This window comes from Kitasatospora sp. NPDC056076 (assembly GCF_042266305.1).
Taxonomy (GTDB): Bacteria; Actinomycetota; Actinomycetes; order Streptomycetales; family Streptomycetaceae; genus Kitasatospora.
In genome coordinates this window covers 52,702-73,965 of record NZ_JBHJWG010000027.1, presented here as the reverse complement: position 1 = coordinate 73,965, position 21,264 = coordinate 52,702, and the positions used below count along the sequence as shown (strand labels likewise).

Sequence of the window (21,264 nt, the reverse complement as noted above, 5' to 3'; positions counted from 1 at the left end):
CCCGCAGGACCGAGGAGTCACCATGCCGCGCTTCATGTCACTGATCCGGATCGACGAGAGCGCCCGGGGCGACTGGGAGCCCGACCCGGGGTTCGAGCAGCGGATGGGGGCCCTGTTCGAGGAGATCACCAGGGCCGGGGTGATGCTGGACACCGCCGGGCTGACCCCGACCGCCCAGGGCACCCGGGTGACCTGGGCCGACGGGAAGGTCGGCTACACCGACGGGCCGTTCACCGAGACCAAGGAGGTCATCGGCGGCTACGCGATCATGCAGTGCAAGGACAAGGCGGAGGCGCTGGAGTGGACCAGGCGCTTCCTGCAGACTCACCCGGCGCACTGGCAGGTTGAGGCGGAGGTCCGGCAGCTCGACGAGGCGCCGCGGCCCCCGCAGTAAGGGCGGTAGGGCAGTAAGGGCCGTAGCGACCGTGGCGCACGTTGCCTCCCGCTCCGCCGGCTGCTCTGATGGGTGGCCGTGACGGAGAGGGAGGCGACGGCGGTCGTCGAGGCGGCGTACCGGATCGAGTCCGCGCGGATCATCGCCGCGGCCGCGCGGATCGTCCGGGACGTCGGCCTGGCCGAGGAGTTGGCACAGGACGCGCTGGTGGCCGCGCTGGAGCAGTGGCCTCGCGACGGCGTGCCGGACAACCCGGGCGCCTGGCTGACGGCCACCGCCAAGCGGCGGGCGGTCGACCTGGTGCGCCGCCGGGAGGTCTACGCCCGCAAACTCGCCGAGGTGGGGCGGTCGCTGGAGGACGCGCCGGAGCCACCGGAGCCGTCCGGCCCGGACGACATCGACGACGACCTGCTGCGGCTGATCTTCACCGCCTGCCACCCGGTGCTGTCGGCGCAGGCGCGGATCGCGCTCACCCTGCGGCTGCTGGGCGGGCTGACCACCCCGGAGATCGCCCGCGCCTTCCTGGTGCCGGAGGCGACGGTGGCCCAGCGGATCGTCCGGGCGAAGCGGACGCTGGCGAAGGCGGGCGTGCCGTTCGAGGTGCCGTACGGCGAGGACCGGGCGCAGCGGCTGTCCTCGGTGCTGGAGGTCGTCTACCTGGTCTTCAACGAGGGCTACTCGGCCACCGCCGGGGACGACCTGCTGCGCCCGCAGCTGTGCGAGGACGCCCTGCGGCTGGCCCGGGTGCTGGCCGCGCTGGTGCCCGGGGAGCCGGAGGCGCACGGGCTGGCCGCGCTGCTGGAGTTCCAGGCCTCCCGGACGGCCGCCCGCACCGGCCCCGACGGGCGGCCGGTGCTGCTGGCCGAGCAGAACCGGGCGCGCTGGGACGGGCTGCTGATCCGGCGCGGCTTCGAGGCGTTCGGGCGGGCGGGCAGCGGGCCGTACTCGGTGCAGGCCGCGATCGCCGCCTGCCATGCCAGGGCGCGGCGGTACGAGGACACCGACTGGGCGACGATCGCCGCGCTGTACGAGCGGCTGCTGGTGCTGACGCCCTCACCGGTGGTGGCGCTGAACCGGGCGGTGGCCGTCTCGATGGCCCGGGGCCCGGCCGCCGCCCTGGAGCTGGTGGACGCCCTGGCGGCGGAGCCGGCGCTGCGCGACTACCACCTGCTGCCGAGCGTGCGGGGCGACCTGCTGGCCCGGCTGGGGCGGACGGCCCAGGCCCGGGCGGAGTTCGAGCGGGCGGCGGAGCTGACCCGCAACGAGCGGGAGCGGGAGCTGCTGCGGGAGCAGGCGGCCGCACTGGGCGACAGGCCCTAGCTAGGGGGTGTCGTCCTGGCGCAGGCGGGCGCTGACCGCGCCGAGGCCTTCGGCGAGGACGGCGAGCTGCTCGCGGGTGAGCACGTCGATCAGCAGCTCGCGCACCAGGGCGACGTGGCCGGGGGCGGCCTGGCGGAGCGTCTCCCGCCCCTGGTCGGTGAGTTCGGCGATGACGCCGCGCACGTCGCTGGGGCAGGAGCGGCGGCCGACCAGGCCCATCCGCTCCAGTTGGGTGACCTGGTAGGTCAGGCCGCTCTTGGAGGTGACCAGCTTGTCGGCGAGTTCGGTCATCCGCAGCGAGTCGCCGGGGGCGGCGGACAGGTGCACCAGGATCTCGTACTGCTGGTGCGAGAGGCCGGAGTCGTCCTTGAGCTGGCGCTCCAGCCGCCGGTTGAGCAGGTTGCTCGCGACGACGAAGCCCCGCCAGGCGGCCATCTCGTCCTGGTCGAGCCAGCGGGGTTCGTTCAGTGAGGACATGGGGTGAAGCCTACTCCTGTTGTTCAAATTCGAACGAAGGTGTACCGTCCCGGAGTAGAGGTTCAAATTTGAACTACCCACTCGTTCCCCTTGAGGAGGACACCTTGAGCACCGCGGCCCCCGAGCGCATGCCCGCCCTGTACCTCTCGCACGGCGCGCCGCCGCTCGCCGACGACCCGATCTGGCCGGGCCAGCTGGCCGCCTGGTCCGCCGACCTGCCCCGGCCCAAGGCCGTCCTGATGGTCTCCGCCCACTGGGAGGAGGCCCCGCTGGCCGTCGGCGCCGTCACCACCGTCCCGCTGGTCTACGACTTCTGGGGCTTCCCCGAGCACTACTACGCCGTCCGGTACGCCGCCCCCGGCGCCCCCGAGCTGGCCGAGCGCGTGCGCAAGCTGCTGCGCGCCCCCGGCACGCCCGTCCAGGACATCCCCGACCGCGGGCTCGACCACGGCGCGTACGTCCCGCTGGTGGAGATGTTCCCGGAGGCCGACGTCCCGGTGCTGCAGATCTCCCTCCCCACCCTGGACCCGCAGCGCCTGCTGGAGATCGGCCGCCGGCTCGCACCGCTGCGCGACGAGGGCGTGCTGATCATCGGCAGCGGCTTCTTCACCCACAACCTGCGGGCGCTCAACAGCGACGGCCGGACCAGCTCGGTGATGGCCGAGTTCGACGACTGGGGCAGGCGCGCCCTGGACGCCCAGGACCTGGACGCGCTGCTCGACTTCGAGCACAAGGCCCCGGCCGGGCGGCTCGCCCACCCGCGCACCGAGCACTTCGCGCCGCTGTTCGTGACCCTCGGCGCCGGCGAGGCCGACCTCGGCAGCCAGCGCAGCGTGATCGACGGGTTCTGGATGGGGCTGGCCAAGCGGTCGATCCAGCTGGGCTGAACGGGTGAGCCCGGCGCGCTACAGCGAGCAGCAGGTGAAGCGCTCGCCGATGTGCTCGGGCTGCTCGATCTCGTCCACCAGGGCGACCGCGTAGTCCGGCACCGAGATCCGGCTGTGGCCCCCGGCGTCCGTGAGCAGTTGCTCCAGGCCGGTCCGGTAACGGCCGGTCCGCTCCCCCGGGCCGATCTCCGCGGCCGGGCTGAGTACCGTCCAGCGGACGTCGGAGACGGTCCGGTAGTAGTCCAGCGCCTCGCCGTGGGCGTGCATGATCTGCAGGATCGGCTCCGGCAGGCCCGGGGTGTCCCAGACCCGCACGCCCGGGGCGGTCTCCAGGCTGCCCGCGCCGCCGACCGCGATCAGGCGGGGCGCGGCGCCGTCGGCGACCGCCCGCAGGCCCTCGACCAGCGAACGGGCGGCGGGCTCGATCAGCGCCAGGTGGCCCGGGCCGTCGCCGCCGCCGACGGCGCTCACCAGGACGTCCCGGCCGGCCGCCACCCGGGCCACGTCGGCCGGGTCCAGTACGTCGCCGCGCTCCACCCGGGCCGACGCGCCCCGGTAGCGCTCCGGCTCGCGGACCACGGCGGTGACCTCGTGCCCGCGGGCCGCCGCCTCCGCGACGACGGCGCTGCCGATGCCGCCATTGGCGCCGATCACGGCGATTTTGGCCATGGGGTACCTGCCCGGTGCTCGGAGGGTGGCCTCGCTTCTCACTGGCCTCAGACAGCTCGATTATCGGACGGAAGCGCGAACGGCCGCCCGCGCAGGCCCCGGTGGAACGGACCTCGGCGGGCGGCCGTACTGCGGGCGCGCCGGTGGTTCAGGACGCGCCGGTGGCGGTGCGCTCGGCCTGGCTGCGCTCGACGCACAGCTCGTTGCCCTCCGGGTCGGCCATGGTGACCCAGCCGGTGCCGTCCGGGCGGCGCTGGTCCGACACCACCGTGGCGCCCAGGGCGAGCAGGCGCTCGACCTCCTCGTCACGGCTGCGGTCCTGCGGCTGGAGGTCCAGGTGGACCCGGTTCTTCACCGTCTTGCCCTCGGGCACCCGGATGAACAGCAGATCGGCACCGGCGGAGATCACCACCGCCTCCGGGTCACCCGGGTTGTCGTCCTCGGCGAGGGTGCCGTCCAGCACCTTCGCCCAGAAGTCCGCGAGGGCGAACGGGTCCGCGCAGTCGATCGTCACATGACGTACCAGAGAAGCCATGGGCTCACTCTGGCCGGTGCCGTTCGGTCGTGTCCAGCCTTTTCCGGCAGTGCCGGTGCCCGTCCAGCGGGTACGACGGCGGGAAGGCCGGGACGACCTCCGCGAACGCGTAGCCGCTCTTCTCCGCGACCCGGCAGGAGGCGTCGTTGTCGCCCTCGTGCAGCAGCTCGATCCGGACCAGGCCGTCCGCGGCGAAGGCCTCGAAGGCCCAGACGGTGAGCGCCTCCACCGCGCGCGGGGCGACGCCCCGGCCGCGTGCCGCGGCCGCCGTCCAGTAGCCGACCTCGGCCCGCTCGCCGCCCGGGGTACCGCGCTTGAGCACCACGTTGCCGACCAGCTCGCCGGCTTCGAGGACGGCGAAGGCGTACCGGGTGCCGTTCGCCCGGCCCTCGTACTGCACGGCCAGCCAGTGCGCGGCACGCTCCGGGCCGTCCGGGTAGGTCCGGGTGTAGCGGCGCAGCGTCCCGTCCCGGTAGGCCTCGATCAGGGCCGGGGCGTCGGCGTCCTCGAAGGGGCGCAGCAGCAGGCCGTCCGCCGTCGGGAAGGTGGTCAGGGCCGGGTCGGGTCGGTGGTGGTTCATGGTGCTCTCCCCCTGGGTTCGGAACCGCTGCACGATCTCCCTGACGGACGGCCGGCCACCGCTCGACGGTTGCGGCTTGACCTTGACGCTGGCGGCAGGGTCGGAGAGTGCTCCCATGAGCGAACAGAACGAAGCGGGGACGGGTCGGGTCGTGGTGGTCACCGGGGCCGGGACGGGGATCGGGCGGGAGACCGCGCGGGCCTTCGCGGCCGAGGGCGCCCGGGTGGTGGCGGTCGGGCGGCGCCCCGGGCCGCTGGCGGAGACGGCGGCCGCGCACCCGGGGCTGATCGAGCCGCTGGTCGCGGACGTCACCGGCCCGGACGCCCCGGAGCGGATCGTCGGAACGGCCCTGGAGCGGTACGGGCGGCTCGACGTACTGGTGAACAACGCCGGCATCGTGCAGAACACCCAGCGCCTCGGCGACTTCCACCGGGCCGGGATCGAGACGCTGCTGGCCACCAACCTGGTCGCCCCGGTGCTGCTCGGGCAGGCCGCGCTGCCCGCACTGGCCGAGAGCCGGGGCGTGGTGGTCAACGTCAGCACCGCCGTCGGACAGCGCGGCTGGCCGACCAACTCGGTGTACGCGGCCGGCAAGGCGGCGCTGGAGACGATCACCCGCAGCTGGGCGGTCGAGCTGGCGCCGCGCGGCATCCGGGTGGTCGCGGTGGCGCCCGGGGCGATCGACACCCCGATCGGCGAGCACTCCGGTTTCAGCCCCGAGCTGTCGGCGGCGATCCTGGAGTGGCAGTTGGGGCTCACCCCGCTGGGCCGGATCGGGCGGCCCGCCGAGGTGGCCTGGGCGATCACCCAACTCGCCTCGCCGCAGGCCTCGTTCGTGACCGGCGTAGTGTTGTCCGTGGACGGGGGCGCGCTGGTGGCCTGAGGAACCGACGGACGGACGGGCGGGGCGGCGGTGCGGATCGGTGAACTGGCGCGGCGGACGGGCAGTACGGCCCGGGCCCTGCGGCACTACGAGCAGGCCGGGCTGATCGACTCCGAGCGGGCGGCCAACGGCTACCGGGAGTACCGGGATTCGGCCGTCCCGCGGGTCCGCAACATCCGCGCCCTGGTCGCCGCCGGGCTCACCATGGAGGACCTCCGGCCGATGCTCACCTGCCTGGACGGGGACGTCCTCGCCCGGCCGCCGTCCGAGCGGGTACTGGGGGTCGTCCGGGAGCGGCTGGCGGCGCTCGAACGCCGGATCGCCGCCCAGACCGAGGCCCGGGACCGGCTGCTGGCGGCGCTGACGACGGCCGAGCGGCTGCGTTCGAACGGGTGACACCCCCGATCGGGGGTGTGCAGCGGGCGCGCGGGATAGGACAGTGGGCGCATGCAGATTCCACTCTCCGTGCTGGACTTCCTCGACCGGGCCGAGCTGGTCTACGGCGACCGGGTCGGCATCGTCGACGAGCCGGTGCAACCGGCCGAATCCTGGGGCGAGCTGAGCTACCGGCGGATCGCCGGGCTCGCCCGGGCCCAGGCCGCCGGGCTGGACCGGCTCGGCGTCGGTCCGGGCGAGCGGGTCGCGATCGTCTCGCACAACTCGGCCCGGCTGCTCACCGCCTTCTTCGGGGTGAGCGGGTACGGCCGGGTGCTGGTACCGGTCAACTTCCGGCTGCGGGCCGAGGAGGTCGCGTACATCGTCGAACAGAGCGGTGCCTCCGTGCTGCTGGTCGACCCCGAACTCGCCGACGCGCTGCACGGGGTGGTGGCCAAGCACAAGTTCGTGCTCGGCGCGGACAGCGACGCGCTGCTGTACGACTTCGACCACGCGCCCCGCCGGTACGCGATCTCCGAGAACGACACCGCGACCATCAACTACACCAGCGGAACCACCGCCCGCCCCAAGGGGGTTCAGCTCACCCACCGCAACGTCTGGCTGAACGCGACGCTGATGGGCCTGCACTACGGCGCGAACGACCGGGACGTGTACCTGCACACCCTGCCGATGTTCCACGCCAACGGCTGGGGCCTGCCGTTCTCGCTCACCGGACTCGGCGCCCGGCACATCGTGCTGCGCAAGGTGGACGGCGCCGAGATCCTGCGCCGGGTCGAGCGGCACGGGGTGACCTTCCTGTCCGGCGCGCCCGCCGTGGTGCAGATGGTGCTGGACGCGGCCGCCGACTGGGACGGCCCCGTGCCCGGCCGGGACAGGGTGCGGATGATCGTGGCCGGCGCCCCGCCGCCGACCTCCGTGGTGCAGCAGGTCGAGGAGCAGCTGGGCTGGGAGTTCATGCAGCTCTACGGCCTGACCGAGACCGCGCCGATCGTCACCGTCAACCGCTCGCGCGCCGAGTGGGACGCCCTGCCGGCCGCCGAACGGGCCGAGAAGCTGGTGCAGGCCGGCGCGCCCGCGCTCGGCACCCAGCTGCGGGTCGACGCCCAGGGCGAGGTGCTGGTGCGCTCCAACACCGTGCTGGACGGGTACTGGCAGCAGCCGGAGGCGAGCGCCGAGGCACTGCGGGGCGAGTGGTTCCACACCGGCGACGGCGGCACCCTCACCGACGGCCAACTGTCCATCTCGGACCGGAAGAAGGACGTCATCATCAGCGGCGGGGAGAACGTCTCCTCGATCGAGGTGGAGGACTGCCTGTACGGCCACCCGGCGGTGGCCGAGGTCGCGGTGATCGGGGTGCCGCACGAGAAGTGGGGCGAGACGGTCAAGGCCCTGGTGGTGCTCCGGGAGGACCGGGCGGCCGTCACCGAGGCGGAGTTGATCGCGCACTGCAAGCAGCGGCTGGCCGGCTACAAGTCGCCCACCTCGGTGGAGTTCCGCGCCGAACTGCCGCGCACGGCCACCGGGAAGCTGCAGAAGTTCCGGCTGCGCGAGCCGTACTGGAGCGGGCGGGAGCGCCAGGTCAACTGACGAGTCCGGTCGCTCTGGCCGCCAGGGCGAGTTCGGTCCGGTTGCGGACACCGAGCTTGTGCATCGCGGACTTGAGGTAGCCGGTCACGGTGTTGCAGGTCAGGCCCAGGTGGGCGGCGATCTCCGGATTGGTCCGGCCGGTCGCCGCCCAGCGCAGCACCTCGTGCTCGCGCCGGGTCAACGGCCGTGCGGGCGGCACCGGTTCGGGCTTCGTGCGGCTCCAGGCCGCCGCCCCGGCGAGCGCCCGGGCGGCCGTCGCCGCCAGCCGGCCGACGGCGGAGATCCGGACGTCCCCGAACGGGACGACGGTGCGCAGCGCGGCGTACACCACGCCGTGCACGGTGTCGCCGTCCAGCAGCGGGACGGTGAGCATCGCGTACAGGTCGTCGGCGGCCACGGCCGCGTCGTACTGGTGCGAAATGGTCGTGGCCGCACGGTAGTCGGGCACCCAGGTGGGCGCGCGCTCGGCGAGCGCCCGGCCGCCGAGGCCGAGGCCGGCCGGGACGGGCACGTCGTGCAGCAGGTCCGCCCGGGTGCCGGCCCAGTGGCGCAGCACCATGCCCTCGCTGCCGGGGCGGCGGCCGGGCAGCGGCTCGGGCACGCCGACCAGCCCGACGTCGGCGCCGCACTCGGCCACCACCCGGCGGGCGAGGTCTCCGAGCACCGCGCGGCGCACCAGCTCGGCGGCGCGGGCAGCGAGTTCGGGGTCGTCGGAGTCGTCGGAGTCGGCGGGGTGGTGGGAGTGGTGGGAGTGGTGGGGGCGCTCGGGGTGGTCCGGGCGCTCGGGGGCGCCGAACGGCACGGCAGTGAGGGGGTCCGCAGCCCTGGTCATCGCGGAATTGTCACACGCGGTGCGACCGGAGGCGAGAGTCCTGACGTGCGTGTTCCGTGGAGTGGCGGGCGTCGGCGCCGGTCGGGGCGTAGGGTGCGGCCGCGGGCTACCGACGAGTAGCAACCGCGCCGAGCGGAGGGAAGAGCCGATGACCGACCCCGACACCCCCGACACCCCGGGCACGCCGGGCGCCCCGGGCCACGTCCTGCACGGCCTGCTGGCCGACCTGCGGGCCGAGAGCGCCGTCCTGGACGGGCTGGTAGCCGGACTGTCGGCCGCGGACTGGGCCGCGCCCACCCCGGCCGAGGGCTGGACGGTCGCGCACCAGATCGCCCACCTGGCCTGGACCGACGACTGGACGGCACTGGCCACCCGCGACCCGGAGAGCTTCACCGCCTCGCTCGGCGGCCGCTTCACCCAGCTGCTGGCCGCCGGCGCCGACCCGGTCGAGGACGGCGCCCGGGAGGGTGCGGCCGCCGAACCCGCCGCCCTGCTCGCCCGCTGGCGGGCCGGGCGGTCGCAGGTACAGGCCGCCCTCGCCGCCGCCCCCGCCGACGTCCGGCTGCCCTGGTTCGGCCCGCCGATGAAGCCCGCCTCGATGGCCACCGCCCGACTGATGGAGACCTGGGCGCACGGCCAGGACGTGGCGGACGCGCTGGGCACGACCCGGGAACCCACCGACCGGCTGCGGCACATCGCCCACCTGGGCCTGCGCACCCTCGGCTTCGCCTTCGCGGCACACGGCCTGCCCGCGCCGCAGCGCCCGGTGCGCCTCGAACTGACCGCACCCGACGGGGGTTCCTGGGCCTTCGGCCCGACCGACGCGATGGACGTGGTGACCGGCCCGGCCCTGGACTTCTGCCTCCTGGTCACCCAGCGCCGCCACCGCGACGACCTCGCCCTGACCGCCACCGGCCCGATCGCCACCATCTGGCTGCCGATCGCCCAGACCTTCGCCGGCCCTCCCGGCAAGGGCCGGCAGCCCGGCGCCGGAGCCTGACCGGCCCGGAGCGGGTCCGCGCACAGACTGCACCGGACCGCGACCGCTACCACGTGCGGCACGACCGGAAGTTCGGGGACAGCATGCGCGTTCCCGAGCCGTTCGACTTCGAGCTGGAGCTGAGCGGGCTGGTGCGTTACCCGGACTGAGCGCGACCGGGCTGAGCACGACCGGGCGGACCGGGGCCTCAGAGGCCGATCCGGAGTGGGGTGAGGCGGGTGGCGATCAGGTTGGTGGCGCCGCGGTCGCGTTCGATGTGGCCGTGCACCAGGAGGCCGGCCCGGTCCAGGGCGGTGCGGCGCTGGGACTCCCAGACCGGGCGGTTGCAGATCACGTTGATCAGGCCGGTCTCGTCCTCCAGGCTGAGGAAGAGCACCCCGCCGGCCGTCGGCGGGCGCTGGCGGTGGGTGACCAGGCCGCCGACCACCACGGCCGTTCCCGGTGGCACGTCCGGGAGTTGGGCGGCGCTGAGCGCGCCACCGCGGTCCAGGTGGGCACGCAGGTGCTGGAGCGGGTGGCTGGTGGCGGAGGTGCCGGTGGCCCACAGGTCGGCGATGGTCTCCTCGACCGGGCTCATCCCGGGCAGTTCCGGCGCCTCGGTGCCGGGCGTGGTGCCGGGGAGCAGTTCGGCCGAGATCCCCGCGAACGCGCCTGCTGCCCACAGTGCCTGACGTCTCGTCAGGCCGAAGCAGTCGAAGGCCCCGGCCGTCGCCAGCGCCTCCAGGGCGGGCGCGGGCAGACCGGTGCGGCGGGCGAAGTCCTCCAGGTCGGCGTACGGCTGCCCGGCCGCGATCAGCTCGGCCTGCGGGGTGCCGATGCCGCGCACCGTCTCCAGGCCGAGCCGGATGGCCGGTTGGGGCCGGCCGGCGGTCAGCGGCGGCGCGGGGGTCGGGCCCCGGTACGGCTCCAGGGTGGGGCGCGGCCCGCTGGCGTTGACGTCCACCCCGCGCACCCGTACGCCGTGCCGGCGGACGTCCGCGACCAGGCTGAGCGGCGAGTAGAAGCCCATCGGCTGGTTGGCCAGCAGGGCGCAGGTGAAGGCCGCCGGGAAGTGGTGCTTGAGCCAGGCGCTGGCGTACACCAGGTAGGCGAAGCTGATCGCGTGCGACTCCGGGAAGCCGTAGTTGGAGAAGGCCTCGATCTTGCCGTAGACGTCCTCGGCGACCTCGGCCGGGATGCCGCGCTCGGCCATCCCGGTGAGCAGCCGGTCGCGCAGCCGGGCGACCCGCTCGTACGAGCGCTTGGCGCCCATCGCCTGGCGCAGCCGGTCGGCCTCGGCGGGCGTGAACCCGGCGCAGTCGATGGCGAGTTGCATCATCTGCTCCTGGAACAGCGGCACCCCGAGGGTCTTGCCGAGGGCGTTCTCCATCAGCGGGTGCGGGCAGCCGGGCGGCTCCGCCCCGGCGCGGCGGCGCAGGTACGGGTGGACGGAGCCGCCCTGGATCGGGCCGGGGCGGATCAGCGCGACCTCGACCACCAGGTCGTAGAAGTGGTCCGGCTTGAGCCGGGGCAGGGTGGCCATCTGCGCCCGGGACTCGACCTGGAAGACGCCCACGGTGTCGGCGCGGCGCAGCATCGCGTACACGCCCTCGTCGTCGCCCGGGATGCCGGCCAGGTCGTAGCGCAGGCCGTGGTGGAGCGCGATCAGGTCGCAGGCGTCGTGCAGCGCGGCGAGCATGCCGAGGCCGAGCAGGTCGATCTTCACCAGCCCGGCGCCCGCGGTGGACTCCTTGTCCCACTGGAGGACGGAGCGCCCGGGCATCCGGGCCCACTCGGTCGGGCAGATCTCCCCGATCGGCTCCCTGGTGAGCACCATGCCGCCCGAGTGGATGCCCAGGTGGCGCGGCAGGCCGTGGAGTTGGGCGGCGAGCGAGAGCACGTCGGCGGGGATGACGGCGTCCGCGCCGGGGGCGGAACGGAAGTCGGTCTGCCGGCTGAAGGCGTCCACCTGCCCCTGCGGGTAGCCGAGCACCCGGGCGGCGTCGCGGATCGCCAGCCGGGGGCGGTAGGTGATCACGTTGGCGACCTGGGCGGCGTGCTCGCGCCCGTAGCGGCGGTAGACGTACTGGATGACCTCCTCGCGGCGGCGGTTCTCGATGTCCAGGTCGATGTCGGGCGGGCCGTCCCGGGCGGTGGACAGGAAGCGCTCGAACAGCAGCTTGTAGTGGACCGGGTCGACGGCGGTGATCCCGAGGGCGTAGCAGACCGCCGAGTTGGCGGCCGAACCGCGGCCCTGGCACCAGATGTCCTGGCTCCGGCAGAAGTCCACGATGTCGTGGACGATCAGGAAGTAGCCGGCCAGGTCGAGGTCCTCGATCACGTCCAGCTCCTTGGCGAGCTGGCGGCGGGCGGCGGCGTTGCCGGGACCGAAGCGGGCCGGGCCGCCGGCCGCGACCAGGGCGCGCAGGTGGCCGATCTCGGTCTCCCCCTCGGGGACGGGGTAGCCGGGCAGCTCCGGGTCCAGCTTGGCGAAGTCGAAGGCGCAGGCCCGGCCGAGTTCGGCGGTGGCCCGCCGCACGCCGGGGAAGCGGGCCAGCCGGGCCGCCATCTCCCGGCCCGAGCGCAGGTGCGCGGTGCCGGAGGCCCTCGTCCAGCCGGCCGCCTCCTGGAGGGTGCGGCGCCCGTGCAGGGCCGCCAGGCTCTGGGCGAGCCGGCCCTGGGCGGGGCCGGCATGGTGGGCGTTGGTGGAGGCGACGACGGGCAGTCGCAGTTCTCCGGCGAGCGCGGCGAGGGCGTCGTTGCGCCGGTCGTCGCCGGGCAGCCACTGGTCGATCAGCTCGACGTACACGTTCTCGCGGCCGAACGCCTCGGTGAGGGTGCGCAGTCGCTGCTCCGCCCCGCCGGTCGCGAGGGCCGCCGGGACCCGGCCGAGGCGGCAGCCGGTGAGCACCGCCCAGTGGCCGTCGTGCGCCTCGGCGAGCGCGGCGAAGTCGTACGCCGGACGGCCCTTGGCACCGCCGGCCAGCTGGGCGGCGGCGATCGCGGCGGAGAGACGGCGGTAGCCGGCCGGGTCGCGGGCCAGGACGAGCAGGTGCTCGACGTCCTCGGCACCCGCACCCCTCGCGTCGTGACGGATCGTCAGTTCGGCGCCGAAGACGGTGGCCACGCCCGTCCCCCGGGCCGCCTCGGCGAGCCGGACCGCTCCGTACAGGCCGTCGTGGTCGGTGATCGCCAGGGTCTCCACGCCCAGCCGGGCCGCCTCGGCGACCAGGTCCTCCGGGTCGCTGGCGCCGTCCAGGAAGCTGAAGGCGGAGTGGACGTGCAGTTCGGCCCAGGGTTCGGCAGGGGGTTCCTCGGTGGGGGGTTCGGTGGGAGCTTCCTCGGTGGGGGTCTCTTCGGTGGGGGTCTCCGAGGTGGGGGCTTCCTCGGTGGGGCGGCGCAGCGGGACGACCGTGCGGTCCGGCGCGGCGCCGGCCAGCCGGCGGTGCAGTTCGCTCCAGGGGACGGTGGGGTGACTGGTGAAGCCCATCGGGGTTGCCTTCGTCGTTCTCGTTCTGGTCCTGCCCCCCTGCCCCCTTGCCGCGGGCCTTCGGGCCGCTAGTCGTAGCCGGCCTCCAGGTACCACGCACCCCCCTCCACGGTGAGCAGCAGCGCCCGGCCGCCGTCCACCACCACCTGGAACCGCGCCCGGCGGCGGGCGAGCGACTGGTCCCACCAGTACTCGACCGCCGGCCAGGGCCCGGTCCAGGCCGCCACCCGCTCCTCCCGGCCCCGGGCCACGACCAGGGCCGGGCGGCCCGACACCCCCGCCCGGCCGTCCACCGTGACCGGTCGGCCGGCCTCGTCCAGCACCCGGACCGGCGCCGGCTCGCGCAGCACCACGGCCGGCCAGAGGTCCGCCGACCGCTCCGCCAGCCGCCCCGGCCAGGGCGCGTCCGCCGCGGCCGCCGCCTCGTACGGCTCGCCCCACGGCACCCGGACCTGCTGCTCGCCCGGACCACGCCCGCCCGACGGCTCGATCCGGCGCAACCCGGCGTGCCCGAGCACCGCCTGCACCCGGGCCACCGCGCGCTCCACCCGGTCGTCCGCGACGGCCTGACCCCACAGGGCGAGCTGGCGGCCCTGGTCCGGGGAGAGGCCGTCGGGGGCGAGGCGGAGCAGGGCGAAGCCCTCCTCGCCCCCGGGGCTGCCGGGGCCGTCGGGGCTGCCCTGGCCGTCGGTGTTGCCGATACTGCCGGGGCCGCTGGTGAAGGTGCCCATGCCCTGCCAGGCCTGGAGCTGCCAGCGGACCCGTTCGGCCAGGGCCGTCGCCGACAGCCGGCCCTCGTGCCGCCACAGTCGGGAGACCGTCCGGCCGTCCGCGCAGGCCACCTCGACCGCCACCCGGCGGCAGGTCAGCCCGGCTCCGGCCAGCCGCCGGTGCAGCTGCTCGGCCAGCGTGCGGGCGACGAACACCAGCGGCTCGGTCGACGGCTCCGGCGGGTCGAAGCGCTGCTCGACGGCGAGGTCCGGCTCCTCGCCGCGCGGCACCAGCGGGCGCGGCTGCAGGCCGCGGGCCAGCCGGTGCGCGACCGTCCCGGTCGGGCCGAAGCGGTCCGCGACCGCCTCGGGCGGCAGCGCGGCGAAGGCCCCGACGGTGGGCAGGCCGAGCCGCCCCAGCAGCTCGGCCAGCGTCTCGTCACCCAGCGTGGCCACCGGGTAGGGGGCGAGGAACTCCGCCGTACGACCGGCGGGCACCAGCACCCCGGCGCGGGCAGCGAGCACGGCGGCGAACAGGCCGTCGGCCACGCCGATCCGGGCGTGGGGGGCGGTGGGTTCGGCGGTGGGTACGGCGGTGGGTCCGGTGACAGGTGCGGCGGTGGGTACGGCGGTGGGTACGGCGGTGGGTCCGGCGGTGGGTCCGGCGGTGGGTCCGGTGACAGGTATGGCGGGCGGGCCTGGGGTGGCGGGCGCGGTGGGCACTGCCACCGCGCCGGGGACGGCGTCCGGGACGGGCGGTCGCCCGAGGGCGTCCGCCACCGCCGCGCCGACCAGGGCCGCGAGCGCCTCCTCGCCGCCGAAGTAGCGGCCCGGGCCCTTCACCGGAATGGCGCACAGACCCGGGCGGATCACCTCCACCCGGGGCGTGAACGCCTCCACCGCCGCGACCACCGGCTCGAAGCGGCGGGTCTCCGCCTCCGGGTCGCGGTCGCGCAGCTCCAGTTCCGGGCAGAGCCGCTGGGCCAGCTTGAGCCGCTGCCCCTGCCGCACCCCGGCAGCCCGGGCGCCCGCGGAGCAGGCGAGGATCCGGCCGGCCTCGGTCACGGCCACCGGGTCGTCACCGGTGACGGCCACCACCGGCCAGTCCGGGCACCAGACCACCAGGACCCTGGGGGTCCGGTCGCCGTCGGGCGTCGTCGGCATGTCACACCACCGCCGCCACGAGCGGAGCCGCCACGGAAACGGCAGGGACGACGGCGGGGACGGCCGCGGGGCCCGGGGGAACGGCGAGGGGCTGCGGCTGCTCCCGGACCGGGCGCACCGCGCCGTGCTCGTCCGGCAGCCAGAGCCGGGCCGTCCGGCCGCGCACCGCCGAACCGCGCCCCTCGGCCACCACCTCCACCTGACGCCCGGCGAGCTGCCCGTGGCCGTCCCCCAGCCCGAACCAGCGCCCGGACCGCACCCCCAGCCGCAGCACCGCCCCCGGCCACGGCCCGGCCACCAGCAGCACGCAGCCGGTGCGCCGCAGCACGGCGGCCAGACGGGCGGCCAGCTTCGGGGGCACCGGCCCGTCCGGGCGCAGCATGATCAGTTCGACCGCGCCGGCCAGCACCGACACCACCTCGGGCCAGTGCCGCCCCGGGTCGTCGGCGACCAGCAGGCGGCGCAGGTCCAGGCCGTACCCCTCGGCGGCGGCGAGGCCCAGCTCCGGCAGCCCGACCGCGGCCGCCCAGCCGCCCCCGGTCTCCCGGACCCCGGCGGCCAGCGCGAGCAGCAGTCCGGCGTCCCCGCCCGCCACCGACACCGCCGTCCCGCGCCGCAGTCCGCCGTCCGGCAGTACCTCGCGCAGGGCGGGCACCACGGGCACCAGTCCGCGCCCGGCCGTCTGCCCAGCCGTCAACCCGTCCGTCAACCCGTCCGTCAACCCGTCCGTCCGCACGCTCTCGGACGCGGGCACGGCAGCCGGGAGCGCCACCGGCCGCAGCACGGGGCGTGCGGGCTGCTGTTCGACGGTGGATTCGAAAGAAGGTTCGAAAACGGGCACAGCCCCAGGATCGAACATCCGTTCGCAAAGATTCAAGTCCACCCCACCACCCCCATTCGTCACGCTCCGTGTCGGATGCGCCGAATGCCGGAGCCCCCTTGGCTCTTTCAGGTGACCGACAACCCTTTTTTCCTTGACAAATTTTTTTGTCGGTCGGATGCTGGAGGGGTGCTGGACGTCGCTGTGATCGAAGAACCCGCCGCGGCCGAGGCCTCCCTGGACCCGATCCGGTCCCGGATCCTCGCCGCCCTCGCCGAGCCCGGCTCGGCCGCCATGCTGGCCATCCGGCTGGAACTGCCCCGGCAGAAGGTCAACTACCACCTGAAAGAACTGGAACGGCACGGACTCGTCGAACTCGCCGAGGAACGACGCAAGGGCAACGTCACCGAACGGGTGTACCGCGCCACCGCCGCCTCCTACGTGATCTCCCCCAGCGTCCTGGCCGCCGTGAGCCCCGACCCCTCCCGCTCCCCCGACCAGCTCTCCGCCCGCTGGCTGCTCGCCCTGGGCTCCCGGCTGGTGCAGGAGGTCGGGGCCCTGCTCACCGGCGCCTCCCGCGCCGGGCGCCGGGTCGCCTCCTTCGGCATCGACGCCCAGGTGCGGTTCGCCTCCGCCGCCGACCGGACGGCCTTCGCCGAGGAACTGTCCCTGGCCGTGGCCACCCTGGTCAGCCGCTACCACGACGAGTCCGCCCCCGGGGGCCGCAGCCACCGGGTGGTCGTCGGACTCCACCAGATCCCCTCGGCACCGCAACCCGAGGACGACCGACCGCAACCCGCGGACACCCGACCGCAGCCCACGGACACCCGACCGCGGCCCGAGGCCGACCAGGAGAACCGGACATGACCCACCCCTTCGAGATCGAACTGGAGACGACCCTCCCGGCGAGCCCGGAACAGGTCTGGGAGGCCATCGCCACCGGACCGGGCCTCGACTCCTGGTTCATGGGCCGCAACGAACTCGATCCGCGCGAGGGCGGAACCGCCGGCATGGAGATCGGCGGCCACCGCACGGAGGCGGTGGTCACCGCCCACGAGCCCGGCAAGCGCCTGGCCACCCGCACCGCCACCGCCGAGGACGGCCGGTTCATGGCCTTCGAGTACCTGATCGAGGGCCGGGACGGCGGCAGCACCGTGCTCCGCGTCGTCCACAGCGGCCTGCTCGGCGACGACTGGCAGGACGAGTACGACGCGCTGCGCCGCGGCTGGCCGTTCCACCTGCACACGCTCCGCGAGTACCTCACCCACTTCCCCGGCCGCACCGGCACCCCGGTCTTCGCCGCGGCGCCCGGAGGCGGACGCCCGGACCCGGAGGTCCGCGGCCTGCTCGCCGACGCCCTGTCACTGCCGCTCCCGGTCACCGTGGGTGCCCGGGCCCACGCCGAACCGGCCGAACCGGCCGAACCGCCCGCACTGGACGGGGAGGTGGTCTGGGCGGACGACGAACGCTTCGAACTCCGCACCGCCGACGGGCTCTACACCTTCCACCACGGCGCGGGGACGGTGCTGATGTTCCACCACCTCTTCGGGCCCGCGACGGACGGGGCCGAAGCCGCCTGGCAGCGATGGCTGGCCGGGCTCCTCGCCTGACCGACGCGCACGCATCGCCCGTCCGACGTGCGCAGAGCCACGAGAACCGCAGTCCCGAGAGCCGCAGTCCCACAAGAACCGCAGAGCCACGAGAACCGAGGAACCACCCATGCGCACCCTGATCAGCACCGCCTTCGTCTCGCTCGACGGCGTCGTCGAGGCCCCCGGCGGCGAACCCGGCTACCGGAACTCCGGATGGACCTTCAAGGACGTCGAGTTCGTCCCCGAGGCCTACGAGATCAAGGGACAGGAGCAGGAGGAGGCCACCGCGATGCTGCTGGGCCGGGTCAGCTACCAGGCGTTCAGCCCGGTGTGGCCGGACATGCCGGAGTTCGCCCGCTACAAGACGCTGCCGAAGTACGTCGTCTCCACCACCCTCACCGAGGACGACCTGGTGTCGAACTGGGGCGAGACCACCATCCTGCGCTCGGTCGACCAGGTCGCGGCCCTCAAGGAGACCGAGGGCGGGCCGATCATCCTGCACGGCAGCGCCGCCCTCAACCACAGCCTCTCGGACGCCGGCCTGATCGACCGCTACCACCTGCTCGTCTACCCACTGCTGCTCGGCGCGGGCAAGCGCCTGTTCAGCGCCACGGACAAGGACGCCCAGAAGCTGGAGCTGGTCGAGCACCAGGTCTACGGCAACGGCCTGCAGAAGCAGATCTTCGACGTCGTACGCTGACCGGCGTTCCCGCCGCGCGTTCCCGGCGTTCCCGGCGTGCGTTCCCGGCATGCGTTCCCGGCGCCCGGGCCTGTTGCGGACCGCCGGGGACACGGATACTCGACCCATGGGACTCCTCGTCTTCGTCACCCTGCCCGGGCTGGTGGTGCTGCTCACCGTGCTGGCCCTGGTCGACCAGTTGCTGCTGCGCGCCGGACGGGCCGGGCTGCTGCCCTGGCGGACCCCGGCGCGACAGGGCCAGATCTCCGCCACCGGCTTCGAGCAGCTGCACGCCAGCTTCTCGGCGGGCAAGCAGCACGAGCTCAAGGAGCGGCAGTCCTCGCTGATGCAGCGCGACGACGACGAGAACGGCGCACCGCGCAACCCCACCGGGGTGGACCTCGCCCGGGGCACGGCGGTGATCCGGCGGGGCTGACCGGGCAGAAGGGCTGACGTCCCGTCACGCTTGAACCGGTCGGTCTTAAACCGGTGGACAGGCTCCCGGCCGTCACCAGACTGATCCCATGACGGCGAACGACGACAAGAACGACCTGCGGATCTACGTCCAGGACGCCCGCGACGCCCTGCTGTGGAAGCTGGACGGCCTCTCCGAGTACGACCTCCGGCGACCGCTCACACCCACCGGCACCAACCTCCTGGGGCTGGTCAAGCACGTCACCGGGGCCGAGGCGCTGTACCTCGGCGAGACCTTCGGGCGCCCCTTCCCCGAACCGACCCCGCTGTGGTTCGTCGGCACCGACGAGCCGAACGGCGACCTGTGGGCCCGGGCCGAAGAGAGCACCGAGGAGGTCCTCGGGCGCTACCGCCGGGTCTGGGCGCACTCGGACGCCACCATCGAGGCACTGCCGCTGGACGCCGTCGGCCGGCTCCCGTTCGGCGACCGCCCGCAGCAGACCCTGCACCGGGTACTCGTCCACCTGATCGCCGAGACCCACCGGCACGCCGGCCACGCCGATCTGGTCCGCGAACTCATCGACGGCGCCACCGGCCAGCGGTCCGACGGCGCCAACACGGCCCCCGGCGACGCCTCGTGGTGGCGGGCCCACCACGACCGGGTGGAGCAGGCGGCCCGACGGGCCGGCGGACTCGCTTGAGCCCGGGGGCGGGAGTGGGAGCGGGGACAGGGACGGGGACGGGGGCGGACACGGGGCGGGGCGTCAGGACGTCCGTACGGTGCGCGCAGTGCGGGGGCGCCGCCGTCCGGAGCATCGGGCAGTTCCTGCACCAGGGGCGGGAGTTGTGGTGGGACGCCGAGCTGCACTGCCCGCCCTGCGACCTGCACCTGTGCGAGCACGCGGGCCCGGAGGCGATGCCGACGGACGTCCGAGCGGCGCTGCTGGCCGCCCACGGTCCGGCCCGACTGCGGCTCTCCGGTCCGCCCGACGATCCGCTCGGGGATCCGCCCGGGGATCCGGTGGCGGCCCTGCGGGTGCTGCGGGACGGGGCCGGGGTCACGCTCCGCGAGGCTCGCGAACTGCTCGACGAGCTGCGGGAGTTCGGGATGAGTGGGACGGCCGTCGAGATGGCGTGGTGGCAGGTGCGGCTGGCTGAGCGGGGTGTCGCGGCGGAGGTCGAGGAGGGCTTCGGGCGGGCGTACCGCTATGTGGGGCCACCGGAGTTGTACCCGTCGGGGCCGCGGTCGGCGGAGTTGCGGCCAGCGGGGATGCAGCCGTCGGAGTTGCGGCCGTAGGCCCCCGGGAATCCGGGCGGCCGACCCGTACGCGCCGAGGGCGAGTTCGCCGCCTGGACGGGCGGGCGGTGCGGCATCGTCCGGGAGGGGCACCACGTCTGCGTCTTCTGCGACGCGGACCTGCCGGAGCGGTGGAACGTGGACGAGGTGGTGCACCCGTAGGCACCGGCACGAAGGGGTGGGTGCGGACTCGCAGCTTCGAGGGGGCGGGCCCGGGGGCCGGCTGCCGGCCGGGGAAACCGCCGTGGCGCTGTCAGGTCGGCCCGCTAGGGTCGGGTGGAACAGGGGGCGGAACGGGGAAGGGCGGGGCACGTGGAGTGTGTGCGGGTGGCCGGGGTGCCGGGTGGCGTGGTGCACGAGGGGAGCCGGGAGTTCCTGGTGCGGGAGGGGCTGCCGGCGGCCGGGGCGTTCCTGGACTTCCGGGTGCTCGGCGGCGGCTCGCTGAAGGCCTTCCCGACCGCCGGCGCGGAGCGGCTCTTCATCCTCGGGGAGACGGACTACTGCACCCCCTTCGCCCCCGTCGGCGATCTGGTACTGCTGGACGGGACCACCGGCGAGGTACTCCTCGGCAATGGCGGCCCCCAACGGGACCTGCTGGCCTCCGACCTGCCCGCGCTGGCCGCGCTGGTACGGGAGGTGGAGGCCGTGGGCGAAGCGGCCCGGCGCCCGGAGGCGCTGGACGGACGGCGCGGGCCCGCGGTGGTGGCCGAGGTGACGGCCGGTGCCGAGCGGCGGATGCGGGAGATCGACCCCGGGCTGTTCGGGCGCGACGCCACGCCCGCGCACTGGGGTACGGCCCTGCTGGTCCGCGCACTGGGCTGGGGCGCGCTGCCCGGCGGCCCGGGCGGCCCCGCGTACCGGGTCGGCACCGAACTGGTCGCCGAGCTCGCGGCGCTGACCGACGAGGACGGCGGGGCGGGCCGGGTGCACCGGTTCCGGCCGGAGTCGCTGCCCGCCGCGCTCACCCACGAGCCGACCCGCCGACTGCTGACCGAGATCGGCCTGCCGCTCGGCGGCGCGATGTTCGGGGTGTGCGAGGAGCCGCTGGTCACCATGGCGGAGGCGTACCCCGAGTACTTCGACGGCGAGGAGGAACGCCCGTACCAGCGGGACTACCTCGCGCTCGGGGACTGGCCGTCCGACCTCACCATCGCCCTGGACGGCGCCACTGGGCGGCTCGAACTGCCCGACTGGTACGACGACGGGCAGCCCGAGGCCTACCTCAACCGCGACCTGACCGCCCTGCTCTACGCCCTGTGGACGTACGAGCGGCTGCGCGCCGAGTGGGAGCGCTGGGAGCACGGTCGGGAACGCGGCGGCGAGCACGGCCGCGAGCACGGTGGCGAGCACGGCCGGGGTCGGGACACCTGGGCGGTGTTCGACCCGCAGTCGCTGCTGAGCACCGTGGTGGACCGGCTGGTCGAGGGCGTCGACCCGGAGGCCTTCGCCTCGCCCGGGCGGTCCTGGCGGCTGCTCGCGGAGGACGGGCACCTGGGCGGGCTGCTCGGCTGAACGCCGGGGGGACGCTCCTCCCTCGGCCGGCGCCGCCGCGCCGGTAC

General features: G+C 74.8%; 22 protein-coding genes. 14 read left to right on the top strand and 8 right to left on the bottom strand.

The window, feature by feature from the left end:
• The first annotated feature begins 22 nt into the window (after window positions 1–22).
• Entirely contained in the window at window positions 23–394 is a 372-nt protein-coding gene (locus ACFC1T_RS22570; protein WP_375891234.1) for a YciI family protein, read from the top strand.
• Between the two features lie 78 nt (window positions 395–472).
• Entirely contained in the window at window positions 473–1,714 is a 1,242-nt protein-coding gene (locus ACFC1T_RS22565) for an RNA polymerase sigma factor (protein ID WP_375891232.1), read from the top strand.
• On the opposite strand, the gene ACFC1T_RS22560 is transcribed toward ACFC1T_RS22565, so the two are convergent.
• On the bottom strand, window positions 1,715–2,182 hold the full coding sequence (locus ACFC1T_RS22560) for a MarR family transcriptional regulator (RefSeq protein ID WP_360237449.1): 468 nt from the start codon (window positions 2,180–2,182) through the stop codon (window positions 1,715–1,717).
• 113 nt (window positions 2,183–2,295) lie between these two features.
• Here ACFC1T_RS22560 and ACFC1T_RS22555 point away from each other — a divergent pair, with 113 nt between their 5' ends.
• Window positions 2,296–3,078, top strand: coding sequence for a dioxygenase (locus tag ACFC1T_RS22555; protein WP_375891230.1), 783 nt, complete (start codon window positions 2,296–2,298; stop codon window positions 3,076–3,078).
• Window positions 3,079–3,096: 18 nt separating this feature from the next.
• Here the strand turns inward: ACFC1T_RS22555 and ACFC1T_RS22550 are convergent, their stop codons facing one another.
• From ACFC1T_RS22550 to ACFC1T_RS22540, 3 genes are all read right to left on the bottom strand, one after another.
• Window positions 3,097–3,747: an NAD(P)-dependent oxidoreductase gene (locus tag ACFC1T_RS22550; protein ID WP_375891228.1), complete on the bottom strand. Its 651-nt coding sequence runs from the start codon at window positions 3,745–3,747 to the stop codon at window positions 3,097–3,099.
• A 148-nt stretch (window positions 3,748–3,895) separates the two neighbouring features.
• A complete protein-coding gene (locus ACFC1T_RS22545) occupies window positions 3,896–4,282 on the bottom strand; it encodes a VOC family protein (RefSeq protein WP_375891226.1) in 387 nt (128 codons plus the stop codon).
• A 4-nt stretch (window positions 4,283–4,286) separates the two neighbouring features.
• Window positions 4,287–4,862: a GNAT family N-acetyltransferase gene (locus tag ACFC1T_RS22540; RefSeq protein WP_375891225.1), complete on the bottom strand. Its 576-nt coding sequence runs from the start codon at window positions 4,860–4,862 to the stop codon at window positions 4,287–4,289.
• A 115-nt stretch (window positions 4,863–4,977) separates the two neighbouring features.
• Here ACFC1T_RS22540 and ACFC1T_RS22535 point away from each other — a divergent pair, with 115 nt between their 5' ends.
• Genes ACFC1T_RS22535 through ACFC1T_RS22525 form a run of 3 tightly spaced genes read left to right on the top strand, consistent with a single transcriptional unit; the run spans window position 4,978 to window position 7,728 of the window.
• Window positions 4,978–5,745 (top strand): SDR family NAD(P)-dependent oxidoreductase, encoded by a 768-nt coding sequence (locus ACFC1T_RS22535; protein WP_375891223.1) that lies wholly within the window; start codon window positions 4,978–4,980, stop codon window positions 5,743–5,745.
• Between the two features lie 30 nt (window positions 5,746–5,775).
• Window positions 5,776–6,141, top strand: a complete 366-nt coding sequence (locus ACFC1T_RS22530; protein WP_375891221.1) for a MerR family transcriptional regulator — start codon at window positions 5,776–5,778, stop codon at window positions 6,139–6,141.
• A 51-nt stretch (window positions 6,142–6,192) separates the two neighbouring features.
• On the top strand, window positions 6,193–7,728 hold the full coding sequence (locus tag ACFC1T_RS22525) for an AMP-binding protein (protein ID WP_375891219.1): 1,536 nt from the start codon (window positions 6,193–6,195) through the stop codon (window positions 7,726–7,728).
• Here the strand turns inward: ACFC1T_RS22525 and ACFC1T_RS22520 are convergent.
• Entirely contained in the window at window positions 7,721–8,560 is an 840-nt protein-coding gene (locus ACFC1T_RS22520) for a LuxR C-terminal-related transcriptional regulator (protein ID WP_375891217.1), read from the bottom strand. The two genes, ACFC1T_RS22525 and ACFC1T_RS22520, sit on opposite strands and share 8 nt — an antisense overlap.
• 148 nt (window positions 8,561–8,708) lie before the next feature.
• On the opposite strand from ACFC1T_RS22520, the gene ACFC1T_RS22515 reads away from it, so the two are divergent.
• Window positions 8,709–9,560: a TIGR03084 family metal-binding protein gene (locus tag ACFC1T_RS22515; protein ID WP_375891215.1), complete on the top strand. Its 852-nt coding sequence runs from the start codon at window positions 8,709–8,711 to the stop codon at window positions 9,558–9,560.
• 187 nt (window positions 9,561–9,747) lie between these two features.
• On the opposite strand, the gene ACFC1T_RS22510 is transcribed toward ACFC1T_RS22515, so the two are convergent.
• From ACFC1T_RS22510 to ACFC1T_RS22500, 3 genes are all read right to left on the bottom strand, one after another.
• Window positions 9,748–13,029, bottom strand: coding sequence for an error-prone DNA polymerase (locus ACFC1T_RS22510; RefSeq protein WP_375891213.1), 3,282 nt, complete (start codon window positions 13,027–13,029; stop codon window positions 9,748–9,750).
• Window positions 13,030–13,097: 68 nt separating this feature from the next.
• The gene (locus ACFC1T_RS22505) at window positions 13,098–14,903 is read right to left on the bottom strand and encodes a hypothetical protein (protein ID WP_375891212.1); all 1,806 of its coding nucleotides are present in this window, start codon (window positions 14,901–14,903) and stop codon (window positions 13,098–13,100) included.
• Window position 14,904: 1 nt separating this feature from the next.
• Entirely contained in the window at window positions 14,905–15,600 is a 696-nt protein-coding gene (locus ACFC1T_RS22500; protein WP_375891210.1) for a hypothetical protein, read from the bottom strand.
• Between the two features lie 312 nt (window positions 15,601–15,912).
• Between ACFC1T_RS22500 and ACFC1T_RS22495 the strand changes: the two genes are divergently transcribed.
• From ACFC1T_RS22495 to ACFC1T_RS22465, 7 genes are all read left to right on the top strand, one after another.
• The gene (locus ACFC1T_RS22495; RefSeq protein WP_375891208.1) at window positions 15,913–16,590 is read left to right on the top strand and encodes a helix-turn-helix domain-containing protein; all 678 of its coding nucleotides are present in this window, start codon (window positions 15,913–15,915) and stop codon (window positions 16,588–16,590) included.
• Window positions 16,587–17,333 carry an SRPBCC domain-containing protein gene (locus ACFC1T_RS22490; protein ID WP_375891206.1) on the top strand — a complete coding sequence of 249 codons (747 nt, stop codon included), beginning with the start codon at window positions 16,587–16,589 and terminating at the stop codon, window positions 17,331–17,333. The genes ACFC1T_RS22495 and ACFC1T_RS22490 overlap by 4 nt, the downstream gene beginning before the upstream one ends.
• 109 nt (window positions 17,334–17,442) lie before the next feature.
• Window positions 17,443–18,015 (top strand): dihydrofolate reductase family protein, encoded by a 573-nt coding sequence (locus ACFC1T_RS22485; protein ID WP_375891204.1) that lies wholly within the window; start codon window positions 17,443–17,445, stop codon window positions 18,013–18,015.
• Between the two features lie 106 nt (window positions 18,016–18,121).
• Entirely contained in the window at window positions 18,122–18,430 is a 309-nt protein-coding gene (locus ACFC1T_RS22480) for a DUF6191 domain-containing protein (protein ID WP_375891202.1), read from the top strand.
• Between the two features lie 88 nt (window positions 18,431–18,518).
• Window positions 18,519–19,109 carry a DinB family protein gene (locus ACFC1T_RS22475; protein WP_375891200.1) on the top strand — a complete coding sequence of 197 codons (591 nt, stop codon included), beginning with the start codon at window positions 18,519–18,521 and terminating at the stop codon, window positions 19,107–19,109.
• 143 nt (window positions 19,110–19,252) lie between these two features.
• The gene (locus ACFC1T_RS22470) at window positions 19,253–19,705 is read left to right on the top strand and encodes a hypothetical protein (protein ID WP_375891198.1); all 453 of its coding nucleotides are present in this window, start codon (window positions 19,253–19,255) and stop codon (window positions 19,703–19,705) included.
• A gap of 327 nt (window positions 19,706–20,032) precedes the next feature.
• Window positions 20,033–21,217, top strand: a complete 1,185-nt coding sequence (locus ACFC1T_RS22465; protein WP_375891196.1) for an SUKH-4 family immunity protein — start codon at window positions 20,033–20,035, stop codon at window positions 21,215–21,217.
• Window positions 21,218–21,264: the final 47 nt, after the last annotated feature.